Here is an 18,866-nt window from a genome sequence, read left to right as displayed (position 1 = left end):
GATGACAGGCCACGGCGCGGCCCGCCATCCCGTCAATCCATGGAATTTGCTCGCAGCCTGACGACTGGCTGACCTGCTACAGCCGCAGCAGCTCCACGCGCCTGTTCTTCGCGCGTCCGTCCTCGCTGGTGTTGGGCGCCACCGGCTCCTTCGAGCCCGCGCCGCGCGAGCTGAAGCGCCGCGCATCGAGCCCCGTCTTCGCGAGCGCCGCGATGACCGCCACGCTGCGGCGGCGCGACAGGTCGGCGTTGTGTCCTTCCTCGCCCTGCGCGTCGGTGTGGCCCACCACCTGCACGCGCAGCTGCGGGTTGTTGCGCATCAGCTTGGCGATCTCGTCGAGCGTGGGTTGCGAGTCGGGCTTGATGTTGTCCTTGTCGAGATCGAAGTGGATGCCGTAGAGGTTGACGCGGCCGCTCTCGGCAAGGCTCTTCTGCATTGCCGTGGCATCGACGAAGACGATCTTGCCGGTCTCCATGGCCTTGGCCTCGACCACCTTCACGAAGGCGAAGTTGCCGCGGAAGTTGCCTTCGGCCAGCGCGATGCTGGCGTACACCTTGCCGCCGTTCGGGTTGTCGTACTGGGCCAGCAGGTAGCGACCGCCGGTGCCGAAATAGGTGCTCACGTAGTTGCGGCCCAGGCCGATCATGGGCCACTCGGGCGTGTCGACCGCATCGGCCAGCGCGGAGACGTCGGTGTTGGGGCCGCTGCGGTCCGGGTCCTTCCTGTAGCAGCTGCCGTCGTTGCTCGCGCAGGAGAACAGCATCTGGAAGCCCTTGGCCTTCAGGCTGGCCTCGTAGTTGCGCTGCACCTCGAGCAGCGAGCGGCCTTCAGGCAGGTGGTAGTAGTAGAGCGATACCTTGCCCGCCACCTGCAGCCGGTTGGGCGCGGGCCTGGGGTCGCCCCAGGTCTGGATGGGTTCGCGGATGAGCCCGACCTCGTCGTAGTTCTTGCTCTGGAAGGCATCCATCACGGAGCCTTCGTAGCGGCCGACCAGCGGGTGATCTTTCGCGGGCTCTGCTGCCGACGAAAAAGCAGCGGCCGCGAGCAGTGCGGCGCCGGCCAGGAGTTGTTGCCAGCGCAAGCCTGCGACGAGGCGAAGCGCGGAGATCGAATGAGCCATGTGGTTGTCCGTTTTCCAGGCGAATAGCGCCTCGGGTGAGGCGCGCATCGAAGGTATCGGCGGCTCGGTGGGCGGGCAATACGCCGTTCGATATGCCTGTTAAGAAGAAGCTCCTAAGAACGATCGCGAGATGGCGCGACCAGCACCAACGCGTGGCGTGTCGCCGGCTTCTTCGCGTACCGGTTTCAGGCCCAGGCTTCCATCACGGCACTGCGCACCGCATCGACCGCTACGGCCCTCCTGCCCTCCGCCGGCGCAACCCAGCAAAGCCATGTGTGCGAGCGCCACCCTTTCCAGATCGCGAGCTCGCCGTTGCGCTCGCCCTGCTCCGCCTGGTCGAGCCGCATCAGCCCCGCGCCCATGCCGCTCGCGACCATGCTGCGGATGGCGCTCTCGCCGTCGGCCGTGCGGCCCTGTCGGTATTCGCGGCCCGCGCCGGCGAAGAGCTTCTCGAGATGCACGCGCAGGATGCACGAAGGCGGCGTGCCGACCCACGGCAGGTTCGTGAGTTCGTCGAGCGAGAGGTCGGGATGCGCCTCGGCCACCGGAGGCGGCAGCGTCACCACGAGATCGACGACGCCGAGCCGGTGCAGCTCCAGCCCTTCGATGCGCTCGCCGTCGCTGAGCACATAGGCGCAGTCGAGATCGCCGCGCTGCACGGCGGAAAGCGTTTCGTACGAGAGGCCCTGCCTGAGCTGCAGCGCGACCTGAGGGTGCCGCTCCGCCAGCTTCACCAGCACCTCGCCCAGCCGCAGCGCGACCGGATCGACCACCGTGCCGAAGCGCACCACGCCCTGCGCCGCGCCCCGCAGCTGGTCGGCCGCCGAGCGCATGCGCATCGCCGAGGCCAGCGTGCGCTCGGCCTCCTCGAGCAGGCCGGTGCCGGCCTCGGTGAGCGACATGCCGCGCGGCGTGCGTTCGAACAGCTTCACGCCGAGCTCGTCTTCCAGCGCCTTGAGCTGGGCACTCACCGCCGGCGCGCTGGTGAACACGCGCTCGGCGGCCCGCGTCAGGCTGCCTTCGCGCGCGATGGCGACGAAGGTCTTCAGTTGGTAGAGCTCCATGGGAACGGATTGTGAGCTTCGGGGCCGGACCGGTCCGTTCGCTTTTTTGGAGCCCCCTGTCCAAAGAAGCGAATGGCATTCGGAGCGTCGGGCACCCATCCTCGGGACATCGATTCATCGCAAGAAAAGGCTGGTTTCCCCATGTCCCGTCGCCAACGCATCGCCGGCACCGCCGCGCTGCTGCTCGCCACCTCCGGGTGGGGCTCCCTGTTCCTCGTGAGCAAGGGCGTGCTCCACCATGTCGAACCCGTGTGGTTCACGCTGATCCGCTACACGCTGTCGGCGCTGCTCTTCGTGCTGCTGGTATTGCCGCGCGGCGCGGCTCCCTGGCGCAAGCTGCGCCGGCACGCGGGGCCGCTTGCGCTGCGCGGCGCCGCGGGCTTCGGTGTGTTCAGCGTGATGCTGCTGGTGGGGCTGGCGCATTCGGTGCCCTCGCATGGCGCGGTCATCATCGCCACCACGCCCATGACCACGCAGATCGTGCGGTGGCTGCTCGACGGCGTGCGCCCCACGCGCACCACCCTGCTGACCAGCGCGCTGGCACTGCTGGGCGTGGCAACGGTCTCCGGCCTGCTGACCGGCGGCGCGGGCTCTTCGGCCGGCGCGAGCACGCTGCTCGGCGACGCGATCGCCTTCGGCGGCACGCTGGGCTGGGTCTGGTACACGCGCGGCACCACGCGCTTTCCGGAGCTCGACGTGATCGAGTACACCGCGCTCACGGTGCTGGCCTCGTGGCCCGTGCTGCTCGCGGCGGCCGTGGGCGCTTCGCTGCTCGGCTGGTCCGCCGTGCCGAGCATGGAAGGCCTGCGCCTGTCGTGGCATGCGCTGCTCTTCGTGGGCGTGGTGCCTTCGGCCATCTCGGTGCTGGCTTTCAACTACGGCGTGCGCGCGCTCGGCGCCGTCACGGGCACGGCTTTCCTCAACTTCGTTCCGGTGTCGGCGCTGCTGATGAGCGCGGCGATGGGCCGCCTGCCCACGGCGGGCGAAGCGGCCGGCATGGCGATGGTGATCGCGGCGCTCCTGATCCATACCGCATCGAGCCGCAAGGCTTCCGCCGCCGCGGCTGCACCGATCGCGCTGCCACAGCAGAATTACCGGACCTGTGGAGCCACACCCTCATGAGCATCAGCGACAGCCCCCGAAGCCATCTTTTCGAGCCCCTGCAGCTCGGCCCCCTCCGGATCGACAACCGCATCGTCATCGCGCCGATGTGCCAGTACTCCGCCACGGAAGGCACGCCGGGCGACTGGCACCTGATCCACCTGGGGCACCTGGCGCTTTCCGGCGCGGGGCTGCTGATCCTCGAGGCGACGGCTGTGGAGGCCGACGGGCGCATCTCTCCCGGCGACCTGGGGCTGTATTCCGACGCCAACGAGGAAGGCCTGGCGAAGGTGCTTCATGCGGTGCGCGCGCACTCGCCGATCAAGGTCGCCATCCAGCTCGGCCATGCGGGCCGCAAGGCTTCGAGCCGCGCACCATGGGAAGGCGGCAAGCAGATCCGCCCAGGCGAACCCGGCGGCTGGAAAGCCTGGGCTCCGTCGGCCGTGCCGCACGCCCCCACCGAAGACCCACCCATCGCGCTCGACACCGCCGGACTGGCGCGCGTGCGCGACGGCTTCGTGGCCGCCGCACGTCGCGCCGCGCGGCTGGGCATCGACGGCATCGAGATCCACGCAGCGCACGGCTATCTGCTGCACCAGTTCCTCTCGCCCATCGCCAACCACCGTGAGGACGAGTACGGCGGCAGCCTGGAAAACCGCCTGCGCTTTCCGCTCGAAGTCTTCGAGGCGGTGCGCGAGGTGTTCCCCGCCGATCGCCCGGTATGGGTGCGCGTCTCGGCCAGCGACTGGGTGCCCGGCGGCTGGGACCTCGACAGCACCGTCGCGTTTTCGCACGCGCTTCAGGCACGCGGCTGCGCGGCGATCCATGTGTCCAGCGGCGGCGTCTCTCCGCAACAGGCGATCACGCTCGGCGCGGGCTACCAGGTGCCGTTCGCGGAACGCATCAAGGCCGAAGTCGGACTGCCGACCATCGCGGTTGGGCTCATCACCGAACCCGCGCACGCGGAAGCCATCGTCGCCAACGGACAGGCCGACGCGGTCTCGCTGGCGCGCGCGATCCTGTACGACCCGCGCTGGCCGTGGCATGCGGCGGCCGAGCTGGGCGCGCGGGTGAAAGCGCCGTATCAGTACTGGCGCTCGCAACCGCGCGAGTTCAAGGATCTGTTCGAGAACGCGACCTTCGGCGCGCGGTAGCTCCGGTCTTTGCCCTTAACATGCCGGCCGGCGCCGCGTGCCAGCCGGCATGCGCGCGTTCACCGCCCCATCCGACGCGCATGAAGCAGCCCTCCTCACCGCCGACCGCCACGCCCCTGGAAGCACTGGGCATCGTGGCCCTGTGCTTCGGCTGGTTCATCATCGGCTCGCTATGGTCGGTCAGCGCCGGCTTCCGAAACGCCTCATTCAATGATGCCTCGCTCTTCGGCATCGTGGCCTTCGAACTGTTCGTGGGTCCGATCGCCCTGCTCATCCTGCGCAGCCGGGGCTATGCGGTGCGCGATCTGCTGCCCTTGCCCTCGCTGAAAGGCTGCGGCGCAGGGGCGCTGCTGTACCTCGCCGCCTTGCTGGCCTGCGTGATCGTGCTCTCCCCGCTTGCCGACAACACGGCCACGCAGCCCATCGAACGCATGATGGAAACGGCGCGTCCTTCGATGGCGATGGTCCTCGCGCTGTCGGTGGTCAACGGCCTGTACGAAGAAGTCTTCCTGCTGGGCTATCTGCAGAAGGGGCTGCGCCACCACGGTGCGTCCTTCGCGCTGGGCGTGAGCGTGCTGGTACGGGTGCTGTACCACCTCTACCAGGGGCCGCATGGCGCACTGTCGCTGGTGGTGGTCGGCATCGTGTTCGGGCTGTTCTATCTGCGCACAGGCTGGCTGTGGCCGGTCGTGTTCGCGCACATGCTCGCGGACACCATACCGTTTCTCTGAACGGCCACAAAGCAGCTGTTGCTCAGGCCTGCCTGACGCCGCTCGCCCAGAACAGCTTCTGCCGCATCGCCAGCGCCTCGCCGCCTTGCATGCGGCGGTGCAGGCGCTCCAGCGCGCCGCGGCAACCGTCGATGTCGAACTCCGGGCAGACATACGGCACGTGCTTCAGGTACCACGCGAAGGCGCCGATGTCGGCGAAGGCGATCAGCTCGGCGCCCTCCGCGCTGTCGTCGACACCGAAGCCCGCGCGCTCCAGTTGCGCCACGGCGGTGTCGAGCTTCCAGCGCGGGAGTTCGGGCACCGGAAGGCCGAGCAATGCGTAGCAGTCGGCGTTGAAGTCGGACGCGACCTGCTGCGTGACGAAGCGCCCTCCCGTCGCGAGGATGCGATGGACCTCGGCGGCGACGAAGGATTCGTGCCGGTTGACGACGAGATGGAAGGACGCGTCGCCGAACGGCAGGCGCGCCTGCTCCGCGCCGTCAGGCTGCAGCGCGTTGTCGTCGGCGCCCTCCACTTCGACCACCTCCACGCCCAGCGGCGCAAGCCGCTCTCGCGCGACGGCGACGTTGGGCGCCCAGCCCTCTGTTGCCACGGTGCGTGGCGGGCGAAAGGCCAGGCGGCTGAGCCACTCGCCGCCGCCCGTGCCCATGTCGAGCATGTCGGGCGACCTGCGCGCATGCGCTTCGACGGTCTGCTCGAAGTTCCACGGCGTGGCCGTCGTCGTGATGCGGCCATCGCAGGAAAGGTCCCAGCCGATGAGCGGGCGGGCCTGCGCCTCCTGCAGCAACTCGTCGAAGCCGCGATCCATCGCGCTGGCGCTCGTCACTTATTGAGCTCGCGATAGAAGTAGGTGGTGGCGCATGGCTCGCCCTGCGGCAGCAGCGCGTAGCCCGGGATCGAGCCGACACGCACCCAGCCCGAGCGCTCGTAGAGCCGCTCGGCATCGGCGCTCGATGTGTCGAGCACCAGCAGCGTCTTGCCGCGCTCGCGCGCCAGCTCTTCGGCCGCCTTCATCAGCAGCGCACCGATGCCCCTGCGGCGCGCGCGGCGGTGCACGAGCATCTTTGCCACCTCGCCGCGATGCGGCTGGTTCTCGGGCAGGGCCAGCACGACCTGCACGGTGCCGAGGATGCCTTCTTCGTCCTCCGCCACCAGCAGCGCGCGCTCGCCGCTCGCCACGCCGTCGGCCACGTGGCGCCAGAAGGCCTGCGCGCGGGCCTCGGTCAGCGGCTGCATGAAGCTCACCGATGCGCCGCCCTCCACGCAATCGGCCAGCACGGCGGCCAGCTCGCGCAACTGCGCATCGGTGACGGTGTCCAGCAGGCGGATGCGCGGGCTGCTGTCGTCGGAATTCGTCGTTCGGTTCATCTCATCTCCAGGAAGCGGGCGCGGAAGGCATGGTCGCGATCACGACCACGTAGCGGGTGTTCTTGCGCGAAGGGTTGTAGTAGCTCATGGGGCGGTCGAGCACCATGGCCAGGCAGTCGCCGGTCCCGAGCCGGTGGCTCTCGTCGCCCAGCGCGAGTTCGATGACGCCGTCGAGCACCCACACCTGCTGGTGGATAAGCGGCTCGCGCGCCGATGTCTCGTAGGCCACGCGGGCCTTCGGCGGAAACAGCACCTCGACGATCTGTATCGGCGAAGCGAAGCCGCCGGGCGACACGTTGCGCCGCACGTAGCCTGAATGCGGATCGCGCCACTGCAGCTGGTCGGCCAGCCGCGACACCGGGTCGGCCGCGAGAGCCGGTGCCTCGAACAGCGAGGCCAGCGACACGCCGAGGCCGGTCGCGAGTTTTTCCAGGACCACGGCGGTGGGGCTGCTCTCGCCGCGCTCTATGAGCGAGATCATGGAGCGGCTGACGCCGCAGTGCGTGGCCAGCGCGTCGAGCGAGAGGCCGCTGGCCGCGCGCAGGTCTCGCACGCGCTGCGCGATGCGGTCGTTGAGGCCGGATGCCCCGGCGCCGGGTGCTTCTTCTATTTCCTTCATATTGGATGAAATATCCACCATGAAGGAAATTCCGTCAACCCTCCCGACTCTGCCCATCCTCCCCGCGGAGCATCTTCATCGCGAAGGGCCGATCAGCGTGGCGCGCGCGGCCTCCGACGGAAAGACACAGGCCACGTCGTGCGCGCAGCCCGGCACCACCACGACTTCACGGCGCTTGTCCGGCGCGAGCAGCGTGCGGTCGTACTGCGCATAGGCCAGGCCGCGCTGCAGGCGGAACGAGCCCTGCGCCATGGCGGCGCAGGACTTGTCGAGCACGCGGTAGGCGGTGCCCCTGGCGTCGTTGCTGTCCAGCGCGCCTTCGAGGTAGCCGATGTCGGCCAGCGCGTACTGCCGGCGCGCCTGCTCGGCACTGCGGCCGAGGTGCGCGGGCAGGTCGTCTGTGCCGTACTTCCAGCGGTTCATTTCGGGGCACGCGGCAGCATCGGGCACCGCGAAGCCAGAGACGGTCGCACCGTCGGGCGAAAGCTTGGGGCGCACCGGGTCGAAATAGAGCCACGTGCTCGGGTCGGCCACCACGAAGCGCATGGCGACCTTGCCCGTCACGGCGTCGTTGCGCGCGAAGGCGGCGTAGCGCTGCACGAACTGCCCGCCTGCCGAGAAGCCGGCGATGGTGATGGTGCGCAGGCTGGGCCAGCGCTGCGCGATGTCGGCCACGAGCGCATCCATGACCGCGAACGAGCCGATGCGGCTGCCCGATGCCGAGCGGCCGCCTTCGAGCCACGAGCCGCAGCTCCACAGCAGGTCGCCGGTCTGAGGCGCGGGCAGGCCCGGGCTGGTGCAGCGGCCGGCGGTCGCCTTGTCGGTGGGCACCTGGAAGAGCGGCGCGACAACCAGCGTGTCGCCCAACACGCCGGCATCGCGCACGGTGCGCAGCGTCGCTTCGAATGTCTTGTTGGCGTCGCGCGAGTGGCCGTGCATGGCGATCAGCGCTTTGGTAGGCCCGGCGGTGGCTCCGGCTGCCGCATCGGGATCGAGCGACGAGTAGTAATGAAGCGCGCCTCCGGCCCCGGGCGGCGTGAAGCTGCGAAAGCACTCCGCCGCGGCCGAGTTCAGGCAGGTGGAGGCATCGGCGGTTGCCGCATGCGCCGGCCAGGGCGCGATGCACGCGGCCGCGAGAGCCAGGGGGAAGAACCATCTGAAGCTGGACATGTTCGTGCGACTCCCGGAATGGAACGCGGATTCTCTGCCCGCCATGCAGCACCCAAGCTGACTTGCGCGCTGATTTACCAGCGATTTACTCAGCGGAAACGTCACTCTTCGAACACATATTCGGCCGCGGCGCGCGGATCATCCAACATATATCGCAAGCACCAGCCGCCCATGAACCCCGACCCCCTGCCCTCTTCCTTCGCAGCATTCGCCGACGGGTTGCAACCCGATCCCGCGCCGCTGCGCGCCCGCATCACGGCAGCCTGCCGCCGCCCCGAGCCGCAGGCGGTGCCTCCGCTGCTCGCGCAGGCCCGCCTGCCGGACGGGCAGGCGGAGGAAGCCCGGAAGCTCGCATTCCGCATCGCCCGGCAGCTGCGCGAGCGCAGGAATGCAGGCGGCCGCGCCGGCCTCGTGCAGGGCCTGCTGCAGGAATACGCGCTGTCGTCGCAGGAAGGCGTGGCGCTGATGTGCCTGGCCGAGGCGCTGCTGCGCATTCCCGATGCCGGCACGCGCGACGCGCTGATCCGCGACAAGATCGCGCACGGCCAGTGGCAGTCGCACGCGGGCCGCAGCCCCTCGGTGTTCGTCAACGCCGCGACATGGGGCCTGCTGCTCACGGGCAAGCTGGTGGCCACGCACAGCGAGAGCAGCCTGTCGGCGGTGCTCACGCGCCTCATCGGCAAGGGCGGCGAGCCGCTGATCCGCAAGGGCGTGGACATGGCGATGCGGATGATGGGCGAGCAGTTCGTCACCGGCGAGACCATCGCGCAGGCTCTGGGCAACGCGCGCGAGCTGGAGGCGCAGGGCTTCCGCTATTCGTACGACATGCTCGGCGAGGCGGCGCTGACCATGGAGGACGCGAAGCGCTACCGCGCCGCATATGAAGAGGCGATCCACGCCATCGGCGAGGCATCTGACCGCCGCGGCGTGTACGAGGGCCCGAGCATCTCGATCAAGCTCTCGGCGCTGCACCCGCGCTACAGCCGCGCGCAGCATGCCCGCGTGATGGCCGAGCTGTACCCGGTGCTGCGCGATCTCGCCCTGCTGGCGCGGCAGTACGACATCGGCCTGAACATCGACGCGGAGGAAGCCGACCGCCTCGAGCTCTCGCTCGACCTGCTGGAACAGCTGTGCCTCGAGCCCGCGCTCGCGGGCTGGAACGGCATCGGCTTCGTGGTGCAGGCCTACCAGAAGCGCTGCCCCTTCGTGATCGACTTCGTGATCGAACTGGCGCGCCGCAGCGGGCACCGGCTGATGGTGCGGCTGGTGAAGGGCGCCTACTGGGACAGCGAGATCAAGCGCGCGCAGATCGACGGCCTCGACGGCTATCCGGTCTACACGCGCAAGGCCTACACCGACGTGTCGTACCTCGCCTGCGCGCGCAAGCTGCTCGATGCGCCGGAGGCCGTGTACCCGCAGTTCGCCACGCACAACGCGCACACGCTGGCGGCCATCTACACGATGGCGGACCCGTCGCGCTACGAGCCGGGGCAGTACGAATTCCAGTGCCTGCACGGCATGGGCGAGCCGCTCTACGAGCAGGTGGTGGGCCCGCTAGCGCGGCCCTGCCGCATCTATGCGCCTGTGGGCACGCACGAGACGCTGCTGGCCTACCTGGTGCGCCGGCTGCTGGAGAACGGCGCGAACACGTCCTTCGTGAACCGCATCGCGGACCCGGCGATCCCGCTCGAGGTGCTGGTGGAAGACCCGGTCGCCACGGTGGAGCACATGGCGGTGCAGGAAGGCGCCACGGGCCTTCCGCACCCGGCCATCGCCCTGCCCGTCGCGCTGTACGGAACGCAGCGCGCCAATTCGCACGGACTCGATCTCGCGAGCGACGACAGCCTGCGCGCGCTGGGCCGGGTGCTGCGCGAAAGCGCGGGCGAGAACTGGCAGGCCGCGCCGATGCTCGCCGGGGCCTTGCAGCAGGAAGGAGAAGCGAACGATGTGCGAAACCCGGCCGATCATCGCGACATCGTCGGGCAGGTTCGGGAAGCCACGCAGGCCGACGTCGAATCAGCCGTCGCGCAGGCCCACGGCTTCGCGGCGGACTGGGCGGCCACGCAGCCCGCCGCGCGCGCCGCACTGCTCGAACGCGCCGCGTCGAAGCTGGAACAGGGCATGCCGCGCCTGCTCGGCCTGCTGACGCGCGAGGCCGGAAAGACATATGCCAACGCCGTCGCCGAAGTGCGCGAGGCGGTCGACTTCCTGCGCTACTACGCGGCGCAGGCGCGCAGCGATTTCTCGAACGACACGCATCGCCCGCTCGGCCCCATGGCCTGCATCAGTCCGTGGAACTTTCCGCTCGCGATCTTCACCGGCCAGGTGGCTGCCGCGCTCGCTGCGGGCAACCCGGTGCTGGCCAAGCCGGCCGAGCAGACGCCGCTGGTGGCGGCCGAGGCGGTGCGCGTGCTGTGGGAGGCCGGCGTGCCGCGTGCCGCCGTGCAGCTGCTGCCGGGCCGCGGCGAGACCGTCGGCGCCGCGCTGGTAGCCGACGCGCGCGTGCAGGGCGTGATGTTCACCGGCTCGACGGAGGTCGCGCGCATCCTGCAGAAGACGCTGTCGCAGCGGCTCGGCGCGCACGGTGCGCCGGTGCCGCTCATCGCCGAGACCGGCGGGCAGAACGCGATGATCGTCGACTCGTCCGCGCTCGCGGAGCAGGTGGTCGCCGACGTGATGGCCTCGGCCTTCGACAGCGCGGGCCAGCGCTGCTCGGCGCTGCGCGTGCTGTGCGTGCAGGAGGAAGCGGCCGACCGGCTGGTCGCGATGCTCAAGGGCGCGATGGCGCAGGCCTGCATCGGCAACCCCGCGCGGCTGGCGGTGGACGTGGGCCCGGTGATCGACGCCGAGGCGCGCGACGGCATCGAGCGCCACGTCGAGGCCATGCGCTCGCGCGGCCATGCGGTCTTCCGCCAGGGCCGCGAATACGCGCACGACACGCAAGACGGCACCTACGTGATGCCGACGCTGATCGAGCTCGACGGCATCGCCGAGCTGCAGCGCGAGGTGTTCGGGCCGGTGCTGCACGTCGTGCGCTACCGCCGTCGCGACCTCGGCGCGCTGGTCGGGCAGATCAACGCCACGGGCTACGGGCTCACGCTGGGCGTGCACACGCGCATCGACGAGACCATCGCGCAGATCGTGGAGCACGCCAGGGCGGGCAACGTCTACGTGAACCGCAACATCGTCGGCGCGGTGGTGGGCGTGCAGCCGTTCGGCGGCGAAGGACTCTCGGGCACGGGGCCCAAGGCCGGCGGGCCGCTGTACATGCTGCGCATGCTGTCGGCGCGGCCGGACGATGCGATGGTGCGCGCGGTGGCCGGCGGCACCGCAGTGCCGCGGACGCCGCTGTCAGCACTGGCGCGATGGGCCCGGGAAACCGGCCGCCCGGCGCTCGCGGCGCAGTGCGCGGGGTTCGCCGAGCAGTCACGCGCCGGCAGTTCGCGCACGCTGGCCGGCCCGACCGGCGAGCGCAATGTCTACACGCTGGAGCCGCGCGAGGCGGTGCTGTGTCTCGCCGATGCCGAGGCCGACCGGCTGGCGCAGCTGGCCGCGGTGCTGTCAGTTGGCAGCACCGCGATCTGGCCCACCGACGCCGCGGCGCAGGGCCTGCGCGCTTCGCTGCCGGCCGAGGTGCGCCAGTGCGTGGCCGTCGCGAACGACTGGACCTCCGACACGGTGGCATTCGACGCGGCGCTGCATCACGGCAGCGCGCAGGGCCTGTCGGACGCGATGCGGCGCATCGCGGCGCGGCCGGGCCCGATCGTCGGCGTGCGCGGCTTCGCTTCCGGCGACGCGCGCATTCCGCTCGAAAGCCTGGTGGTGGAGCGCGCGATCAGCACCAACACCGCGGCGGCCGGCGGCAACGCGAGCCTGATGACGATCGGCTGAGCGCCGCCCGCACCCGCGGCTATTTGTCGAAGGCCGGGTCGATCGGCACGCGGTAGCCGTTCACGAGCCGGTTGGTCTCGTTCGCCATGCCGACCACCGCCATGAGCTCGGCGAACATCGCGGGCGTCATGCCGGCCTTTTCCGCGCCCGCATGGTGGCTCGCGATGCAGTAGCCGCAGCTGTTGGTGACGCTCACGGCGAGGTAGACCATTTCCTTCACCACCGGATCGAGCGCGCCGGGCGCCATCACTTCCTTCAGGCTGCTCCAGGTGCGCCTGAGCGTGACGGGGTCGTTGGCGAGGTACTTCCAGAAGTTGTTGACGTCGGGCACGTTGCGCGTGGCCTTGATGTCGTCGAAGACGGCGCGCACCTCGTCGGATGCGGCCGCGTATTCGATGGGCTGGGGTTTCATTGAGGGCTCCTGAGGTTGCCGGCAACGGTACCAGCCTCCGGGGCCTTTCGCCTTTCAATAGGTCTCGAGAAACCTGGCGTGCTCCCGGTGCATGTGCGAACGCGCGACCAGCCAGCTCTTCAGCGCGGCCTGCTTGTCGGGAGACAGGTCCCTGGAGCACTGGTCGAAGGCTTCGCCGAGCAGCCTGAACTCGACGTCGAGATGGCGGCGCGAAGCCGATGCATCCGGCGTCGTCTGGTTCTTCGCGAAGGCGAGGAGCCCTTCCTGGCCGAACGCCTCGATCTCCTTCACGAGGCGCCGCCGCTCCTGCATGAGGCGCCTGACGATGGCCGAACGGCGGCGCGCGCCGAAGCGGCGGAGTATGGGATTCGAGTCGTCGCCCTGCACCGTCGCCAGGATGATGTCGAGCTGCTCGAGCAGATGCATCCACTGCTCGGGCTGGAAGAACTCCATGGGCACCGGCGGCGATGTCTTCTTCACGACTAGCATGGTTGTCTCCTGCCGTCATTTCTTATGCGTCCCGGCCTGGCCCGGAATCATCCGGAGCCAGGCCGATGCGTACTGAGCTCATTCACTCACTCACCGCGGGCGGCCGCAACCGGCCCGCCCGCGGTCACCGTTCGATCACTTCTTCCCGAGGTCGAAGCGATCGAGGTTCATCACCTTGGCCCAGGCGGCCACGAAGTCGGTCACGAAGGCCTTCTGCGAGTCGGCCGCCCCGTAGACCTCAGAGAGCGCGCGCAACTGCGAGTTCGAGCCGAACACGAGGTCGACGATGGTGGCCGTCCACTTGACTTCGCCGGTCTTGCGGTCGCGGCCTTCCAGCACGCCGTCGTTCGCGGCGGACTTCTTCCAGCCGGTGTTCATGTCGAGCAGGTTCACGAAGAAGTCGTTGCTCAGCGTCTCGGGGCGCTTGGTGAACACGCCGTTGGGCGACTGCCCGAAGTTCGCGTTCAGGGCGCGCAGGCCGCCGACCAGCACCGTCATCTCGGGCGCGCTCAGCGTCAGCAGCTGCGCCCTGTCGAGCAGCAGCGCGGCGGCCAGCGATCCGTCGACACCCTTCTTCAGGTAGTTGCGGAACCCGTCGGCCTTCGGCTCCAGGGGAGCGAAGGATTCGACGTCGGTCTGCTCCTGCGAGGCGTCCCCGCGGCCCGGCGAGAAGGGCACCGTCACGTCCTGGCCTGCCTTCTTCGCGGCGGCCTCGACCGCCGCGTTGCCCGCCAGCACGATCAGGTCGGCCAGCGAGATCTTCTTGCCGCCCGACTGCGCGCCGTTGAACTCCTTCTGAATGCCCTCGAGCGTGGAAAGCACCTTCGCGAGCTGCGCCGGCTGGTTGACTTCCCAGTCCTTCTGCGGCGCGAGGCGGATGCGCGCGCCGTTGGCGCCGCCGCGCTTGTCGCTGCCGCGGAAGGTGGAGGCCGAGGCCCATGCCGCGCCCACGAGCTGCGAGATGCCCAGGCCCGAGGCGAGCACCTTGGCCTTCAGCGCCGCGACGTCCTTGTCGTCGACCAGCGGATGGTTGACGGCGGGGATCGGGTCCTGCCAGATCAGCTCTTCCTTCGGCACCAGCGCGCCGAGGTAGCGCGCGCGCGGCCCCATGTCGCGGTGCGTGAGCTTGAACCAGGCGCGGGCGAAGGCGTCGGCGAACTCCTGCGGGTTGGCCATGTAGCGGCGCGAGATCTTCTCGTAGGCCGGGTCCATGCGCATGGCCATGTCGGCCGTGGTCATCATCGGGGCGTGGCGCCTGGACGGGTCGTGCGCATCGGGCACGGTGCCCGCGCCGGTGCTGCCCTTGGGCTTCCACTGGTTGGCGCCGGCCGGGCTCTTGGTGAGCTCCCATTCGTAGCCGAACAGCGTCTCGAAGTAGCTGTTGTCCCATTTCGTGGGCGTGGGGGTCCATGCGCCCTCGATGCCGCTGGTGGTGGCGTGCACGCCGATGCCGCTCTCGAAGCTGTTGCGCCAGCCCAGGCCCATCTCCTCGATGTCGGCGCCTTCCGGCTCCGCGCCGACCTTGGTCGGATCGCCGGCACCGTGGGCCTTGCCGAAGGTATGGCCGCCGGCGGTGAGCGCCACGGTTTCCTCGTCGTTCATCGCCATGCGGGCGAAGGTCTCGCGGATGTCGCGGGCCGATCCGAGCGGATCGGGGTTGCCGTTCGGTCCTTCGGGGTTCACGTAGATCAGGCCCATCTGCACGGCGGCCAGCGGGTTGGCGAGGTCGCGGTCGCCGCTGTAGCGCTCGTCGCCCAGCCACTTGCCTTCGGGGCCCCAGTAGATGTCGTCTTCCGGCTCCCAGATGTCGGGGCGGCCGCCGGCGAAGCCGAAGGTCTTGAAGCCCATGGACTCCAGCGCGACGTTGCCGGTCAGGATCATCAGGTCGGCCCACGAGAGCTTGCGGCCGTACTTCTGCTTGATCGGCCACAGCAGGCGGCGTGCCTTGTCGAGGTTGCCGTTGTCCGGCCAGCTGTTCAGGGGCGCGAAGCGCTGCGCGCCGTGGCCGCCGCCGCCGCGGCCGTCGGCTGTGCGGTACGTGCCGGCGGAGTGCCAGGCCATGCGGATGAAGAGAGGTCCGTAGTGGCCGTAGTCGGCGGGCCACCAGTCCTGCGAATTGGTCATCAGGGCGTGGAGGTCCTTGATCACGGCATCGAGGTCGAGGGTCTTGAACTCCTCGGCGTAGTCGAACGCCTCGCCCATCGGGTTGGACTCGGCGGAGTGCTGGTGCAGGAGCTTCAGGTTCAGCTGGTTGGGCCACCAGTCTGTATTGGCAGGAGCACCGGAAAAGGTGTGCTTGCGCGCATGGCCCGGGAAGGGGCACTTGGTTTCATCGGACAAGGGGTTCTCCTTTGGTAGTTGATCACGCGGGGGCCGGACCCAGTCTAGGTTTGGATTTCCCGCTGTTCAATCCAATTGAGTGAATTGAGTCCATAGCGGAGAACTATGGATTTCACCCTATTTCACCCTGTCGGAGAGCTTAAGAATTCATTTCCGGATTCGTCTCCTCAGCGAATGCCCGCGGCCCAGTCGACCGCCGCGTCGAAGAGCAGCCGGCCCGCGGGCGATAGATTGCCGAAAGTCTCGTTGCCGAGGAAGAACATCACTCGGCGCGCCGGCGCAAGCGACTCGTAGTCCATGGTGGCGCCCTTCTCGTAGCCGAAGATCGCCGCCTTCTCGGGCTGGCCGTACAGCGTGGCGATAGTGGTGGCGCCCAGGCCGGGCTTGCCCCAGCTCATGCCGGCCTGCTTCAGGTAGACGTTGGCGACGCCGGCGGGCAGGCCCGCCGCCATCGGATGCGGCGCGTTGACGAGCCACACGTAGCGCTCCTTCGCGGCTTCGCCGAAATCGGTGTCGTGACGCTTGCCGGTCATGGCGAGGTCGTCGAGCAGGTCGTTCTCCCAGGTGAGCAGCGGCACGGGCAACTGGCGCCACGCACCGCTCACGTCCTTGGCGGAGACGGTGGACGAGATCACGACGAGGTCGGCGCCGGCGGCAACCGACGGCACGGCCGACTGGTCCTGCAGCGTGACGACGAAGCCGCGCGACTCGAGATGCGCCCTGACCTTCTCGTCGACCGGCATGCCGGGGCCGTCGCGCTGCACCAGCAGCACGACCTTGCGGCCCTGGCCCGCGGGCTCGGCCGCCTGGACGCCGGCATGGAGACCGCACGCAAGCAGCAGTGCCGTCGCCACGCGCCGGGTGATGGAGCGAATGCCTTGCTTCATTTCAGAACTCGAAGGTCGTGAGGAACGAAACCTGCCGCGCGTCGCCCATCGAGATGAAGTAGGTGTTCGCGGCCGACGGGTAGTAGGTCTTGTCGGTCAGGTTCTTCACGTTGAGCTGGAACTTGACCTTCTTGCCGCCGATGCGCGTGTCGTAGGTGGCGAAGGCGTCGACCGTGGTGTAGGCCGGCAGCTCGAAGCTGTTGGCCGAGTCGCCGGCGCGCTTGCCGACGTAGCGTGCGCCCGCGCCCATGCGCAGCCGGCCCTCCCCGCCGAAGACCTGGCCGAAGTCGTACACGGCCGAAAGCGATGCGGTCTGGCGCGCCACGTTCCAGAGCCGGTTGCCCGCGTACAGCGGGTCTTCGGTGGTCTTGGCGTCGATGTAGGCAAGGCTGGCGATGGCGCTCCAGTTCCTGCTCAGCTGGCCCGCCGCGTCCACCTCGAGGCCGCGCGAGCGGGCCGCGCCCGAGGTGCGCCAATCGGTCAGCTTGGTCACGTCGTTGAACTGCGAGACCAGCACGTTCTTCTTGCGGATGTCGAACAGCGCCACGGTGCCGGTCACGCCGCCGGGCATGTCGAACTTGGCGCCGAGCTCCCACGACTTCGCTTCCTCGGGCTTCACCGACGAATCGAGCACGTAGCCGCTGGACAGCGGCGCGATGGTCGATGCGGGCTTGAGCGACTGGGTGTAGCTGCCGTAGAACGACACGGTGTCGCTCAGCTTGTAGATGAGGCCCAGGCGCGGCAGCAGCTTGGAGCCGTCGGTGTCGGTGTTGACCTTGAAGGGACGCCCGCGTCCGGCCATCTGCGACCAGGCCTGGTAGCGCAGCGCCGCCACGGCGATCCACCGGTCGTTCAGGTGGATCGAGTCCTGGAAGAAGAGCGACTGGTTGTGCAGCTTGTCGGTCTGGTCGCTGTCGCTCGCCGACACGGTGCTCGACGGGGATTCGAGGCCATACACCGGGTTCAGGTAGCTGAAGGTGCGCGTGGTGGCCTGGCGCAGCAGGTCGGCGCGGTAGATCTTGCGGTACTCGGCGTCCCAGCCGAACTGGAGGTCGTGGCGCATGCCGCCGAGCTCGACGGTGCCGTCGACGTATGCGGTGGCGTAGCTGTCGGTGCTCAGCGCGCCGTGCGTCGCGTCGTTGCTGCGCGCGAGCGTGCCGCGCGTGGTGTTGATGCCGTTCACGCGCAGCTGGTTGGCGTCGTAGGTCTCGCGGTTGTAGCTCAGGTTCAGGTGGCCGGCCCAGCCGCCGCCGAACTGGTGGTCGACCGAGAACTGCGCCAGGTGGGTCTCGCCGGTCATCTCGTTGAAGGGTTCGTCCAGGCGTTGCGTCTTCGGCAGCGCGAGCGGGCGCTGGGTGCGCGGGTCGAGCGCGGTGCCGCGATCAAAGGGCGTGACGTACTTGCGGTACTCGTACCAGAGCACGGCCTGCGTGTCGTCGCCATACCAGGCGAGCGACGGCGCCACCAGCGTCTCGCGGTGCTTGCCGAAGTTGCGCCAGTAGTCCTCGTCCACATGGTCGACGATCAGCCGATAGGCCAGTCCGTCCTCGCCGATGGGGCCGGTGGTGTCGAGCGTGGCGCCACTGCCGTCGCGCCCCTTCGCATAGCCCGAGCCCAGCAGCGACAGCGAGGTGCGCTGCCGCAGCTGCGGCTTCTTGCTGACAACGTTGATCACGCCGCCCGGGTCCATCAGGCCGTAGAGCAGCGACGACGGGCCCTTGAGCACTTCGACGCTCTCGGCCGCCGCGTTCATGCCCCGCCCCTGCACCAGCGGCATGCCGTTGTGCATGATCGAGCCGTCGCGGTTGCCGCCGAAACCGCGCTTCATGATGGTGTCCTGCGTGCTGGCCAGCGTGTTGCCCTGGTTGATGCCGCTGACGTTGGCAAGCGCGTCGTCGATGTTGCGCGGGCGCTGGTCGCGGATCACCTGCGCGGGCACCACATTCACCACCTGCGGGATCTCGAGCACGGGCGCGGTCGTGCGCAGGGTCGATGCGTCGGGCGTGGGCTGGTAGCGGTCGTCGGCGTCGGCGGGCGCCGGCGCAGCGCGGGCCACCACGCGCACGGCCGGCAGCGTGCCGCCGGCTTCTTCCACGTTGTCGGGCGATGAGGCCGGCGCAGCGGTCTTGCGCAGCGTGAACTCACCCGCACCGCCTTCCACCGCTTCGAGCCCGGTGCCCGACAGCAGCGCGGCAAAGCCGGCGCGCACGGTGTAGTTGCCCTGGAGTCCGGCGGACTTCAGCTCCCTGGTGCTGGCGGGGTCGAAGGACAGCGCCACGCCCGCTGCCGCGGCAAAGCGGCCGAGCACGGAGGCCAGCGGGCCAGCGTCGATGCGGAAGCTTCTGGCGGGCTGGCTCCGGGTGCCGGCGCCCGCGGCAGGCTCGGCACCCGTGGCCGCGAGGGGCAAGGCCATCATGGCCGCAACCAGGCACAGCAGCGCCTTGCGAACGGGATGAGGTGGAAACGGTGAGGGGTGCGCGTGCATTCGGGATTCCTTCGGCATTCATTGACTGCGATTCA

Annotated in this window: 15 protein-coding genes; 4 read left to right on the top strand and 11 right to left on the bottom strand. The window is 69.2% G+C overall.

The genetic code is table 11. From position 1 onward, the window contains the following. Positions 1-76 precede the first annotated feature (76 nt). Both EJP69_RS09880 and EJP69_RS09875 read right to left on the bottom strand, forming a co-directional pair. A complete protein-coding gene (locus tag EJP69_RS09880) occupies positions 77-1,120 on the bottom strand; it encodes an OmpA family protein (RefSeq protein ID WP_126469760.1) in 1,044 nt (347 codons plus the stop codon). Between the two features lie 185 nt (positions 1,121-1,305). Next, a complete protein-coding gene (locus EJP69_RS09875; protein ID WP_126469758.1) occupies positions 1,306-2,184 on the bottom strand; it encodes a LysR family transcriptional regulator in 879 nt (292 codons plus the stop codon). Positions 2,185-2,325: 141 nt separating this feature from the next. On the opposite strand from EJP69_RS09875, the gene EJP69_RS09870 reads away from it, so the two are divergent. The 3 genes from EJP69_RS09870 to EJP69_RS09860 all read left to right on the top strand — a co-directional run bounded on the left by EJP69_RS09870 (position 2,326) and on the right by EJP69_RS09860 (position 5,170). Further along, positions 2,326-3,306 carry a DMT family transporter gene (locus tag EJP69_RS09870; protein WP_126469756.1) on the top strand — a complete coding sequence of 327 codons (981 nt, stop codon included), beginning with the start codon at positions 2,326-2,328 and terminating at the stop codon, positions 3,304-3,306. After that, positions 3,303-4,439 (top strand): NADH:flavin oxidoreductase/NADH oxidase, encoded by a 1,137-nt coding sequence (locus EJP69_RS09865; RefSeq protein WP_126469754.1) that lies wholly within the window; start codon positions 3,303-3,305, stop codon positions 4,437-4,439. The genes EJP69_RS09870 and EJP69_RS09865 overlap by 4 nt, the downstream gene beginning before the upstream one ends. An 80-nt stretch (positions 4,440-4,519) precedes the next feature. Further along, positions 4,520-5,170 carry a CPBP family intramembrane glutamic endopeptidase gene (locus EJP69_RS09860; protein ID WP_170217083.1) on the top strand — a complete coding sequence of 217 codons (651 nt, stop codon included), beginning with the start codon at positions 4,520-4,522 and terminating at the stop codon, positions 5,168-5,170. Positions 5,171-5,192: 22 nt separating this feature from the next. Here the strand turns inward: EJP69_RS09860 and EJP69_RS09855 are convergent, their stop codons facing one another. The 4 genes from EJP69_RS09855 to EJP69_RS09840 form a co-directional block, all read right to left on the bottom strand. Next, positions 5,193-5,996, bottom strand: coding sequence for a class I SAM-dependent methyltransferase (locus EJP69_RS09855; RefSeq protein WP_206169310.1), 804 nt, complete (start codon positions 5,994-5,996; stop codon positions 5,193-5,195). Continuing rightward, positions 5,993-6,538, bottom strand: coding sequence for a GNAT family N-acetyltransferase (locus EJP69_RS09850; RefSeq protein ID WP_126469750.1), 546 nt, complete (start codon positions 6,536-6,538; stop codon positions 5,993-5,995). Before EJP69_RS09850 ends, EJP69_RS09855 begins: the two co-directional genes overlap by 4 nt. A gap of 1 nt (position 6,539) precedes the next feature. Further along, the gene (locus EJP69_RS09845) at positions 6,540-7,157 is read right to left on the bottom strand and encodes a helix-turn-helix domain-containing protein (RefSeq protein ID WP_126469748.1); all 618 of its coding nucleotides are present in this window, start codon (positions 7,155-7,157) and stop codon (positions 6,540-6,542) included. A 75-nt stretch (positions 7,158-7,232) separates the two neighbouring features. Next, entirely contained in the window at positions 7,233-8,327 is a 1,095-nt protein-coding gene (locus EJP69_RS09840; RefSeq protein ID WP_126469746.1) for a hypothetical protein, read from the bottom strand. Positions 8,328-8,399: 72 nt separating this feature from the next. On the opposite strand from EJP69_RS09840, the gene putA reads away from it, so the two are divergent. Further along, a complete protein-coding gene (gene putA, locus EJP69_RS09835; protein WP_420824215.1) occupies positions 8,400-12,218 on the top strand; it encodes a trifunctional transcriptional regulator/proline dehydrogenase/L-glutamate gamma-semialdehyde dehydrogenase in 3,819 nt (1,272 codons plus the stop codon). Between the two features lie 19 nt (positions 12,219-12,237). Here putA and EJP69_RS09830 read toward each other — a convergent pair whose 3' ends face one another. The 5 genes from EJP69_RS09830 to EJP69_RS09810 form a co-directional block, all read right to left on the bottom strand. Then, on the bottom strand, positions 12,238-12,630 hold the full coding sequence (locus tag EJP69_RS09830; protein WP_093196760.1) for a carboxymuconolactone decarboxylase family protein: 393 nt from the start codon (positions 12,628-12,630) through the stop codon (positions 12,238-12,240). 54 nt (positions 12,631-12,684) lie between these two features. After that, the gene (locus EJP69_RS09825; RefSeq protein ID WP_126469744.1) at positions 12,685-13,119 is read right to left on the bottom strand and encodes a hypothetical protein; all 435 of its coding nucleotides are present in this window, start codon (positions 13,117-13,119) and stop codon (positions 12,685-12,687) included. Positions 13,120-13,254: 135 nt separating this feature from the next. After that, positions 13,255-15,459 carry a catalase/peroxidase HPI gene (katG, locus tag EJP69_RS09820; protein WP_093196764.1) on the bottom strand — a complete coding sequence of 735 codons (2,205 nt, stop codon included), beginning with the start codon at positions 15,457-15,459 and terminating at the stop codon, positions 13,255-13,257. A 167-nt stretch (positions 15,460-15,626) separates the two neighbouring features. Next, the gene (locus EJP69_RS09815) at positions 15,627-16,346 is read right to left on the bottom strand and encodes a hypothetical protein (protein WP_126469742.1); all 720 of its coding nucleotides are present in this window, start codon (positions 16,344-16,346) and stop codon (positions 15,627-15,629) included. 1 nt (position 16,347) lies between these two features. Continuing rightward, on the bottom strand, positions 16,348-18,762 hold the full coding sequence (locus EJP69_RS09810) for a TonB-dependent siderophore receptor (RefSeq protein ID WP_240652103.1): 2,415 nt from the start codon (positions 18,760-18,762) through the stop codon (positions 16,348-16,350). Positions 18,763-18,866: the final 104 nt, after the last annotated feature.

This window comes from Variovorax gossypii, from assembly GCF_003965815.1.
GTDB classification, from domain to species: domain Bacteria; phylum Pseudomonadota; class Gammaproteobacteria; order Burkholderiales; family Burkholderiaceae_C; genus Variovorax; species Variovorax gossypii.
This window is presented reverse-complemented; position numbering and strand designations above follow the sequence as displayed.

What these genes read in the sequence shown, in the direction of transcription:
- EJP69_RS09875 (WP_126469758.1), bottom strand. Translation starts at nt 2,184, where the DNA reads ATGGAGCTCTACCAACTGAAGACCTTCGTCGCCATCGCGCGCGAAGGC.
- EJP69_RS09870 (WP_126469756.1), top strand. Translation starts at nt 2,326, where the DNA reads ATGTCCCGTCGCCAACGCATCGCCGGCACCGCCGCGCTGCTGCTCGCC.
- EJP69_RS09845 (WP_126469748.1), bottom strand. Translation starts at nt 7,157, where the DNA reads ATGAAGGAAATAGAAGAAGCACCCGGCGCCGGGGCATCCGGCCTCAAC.
- EJP69_RS09840 (WP_126469746.1), bottom strand. Translation starts at nt 8,327, where the DNA reads ATGTCCAGCTTCAGATGGTTCTTCCCCCTGGCTCTCGCGGCCGCGTGC.
- EJP69_RS09880 (WP_126469760.1), bottom strand. Translation starts at nt 1,120, where the DNA reads ATGGCTCATTCGATCTCCGCGCTTCGCCTCGTCGCAGGCTTGCGCTGG.
- EJP69_RS09815 (WP_126469742.1), bottom strand. Translation starts at nt 16,346, where the DNA reads ATGAAGCAAGGCATTCGCTCCATCACCCGGCGCGTGGCGACGGCACTG.
- EJP69_RS09865 (WP_126469754.1), top strand. Translation starts at nt 3,303, where the DNA reads ATGAGCATCAGCGACAGCCCCCGAAGCCATCTTTTCGAGCCCCTGCAG.
- EJP69_RS09830 (WP_093196760.1), bottom strand. Translation starts at nt 12,630, where the DNA reads ATGAAACCCCAGCCCATCGAATACGCGGCCGCATCCGACGAGGTGCGC.
- EJP69_RS09860 (WP_170217083.1), top strand. Translation starts at nt 4,520, where the DNA reads ATGAAGCAGCCCTCCTCACCGCCGACCGCCACGCCCCTGGAAGCACTG.
- EJP69_RS09825 (WP_126469744.1), bottom strand. Translation starts at nt 13,119, where the DNA reads ATGCTAGTCGTGAAGAAGACATCGCCGCCGGTGCCCATGGAGTTCTTC.
- EJP69_RS09850 (WP_126469750.1), bottom strand. Translation starts at nt 6,538, where the DNA reads ATGAACCGAACGACGAATTCCGACGACAGCAGCCCGCGCATCCGCCTG.
- EJP69_RS09810 (WP_240652103.1), bottom strand. Translation starts at nt 18,762, where the DNA reads ATGATGGCCTTGCCCCTCGCGGCCACGGGTGCCGAGCCTGCCGCGGGC.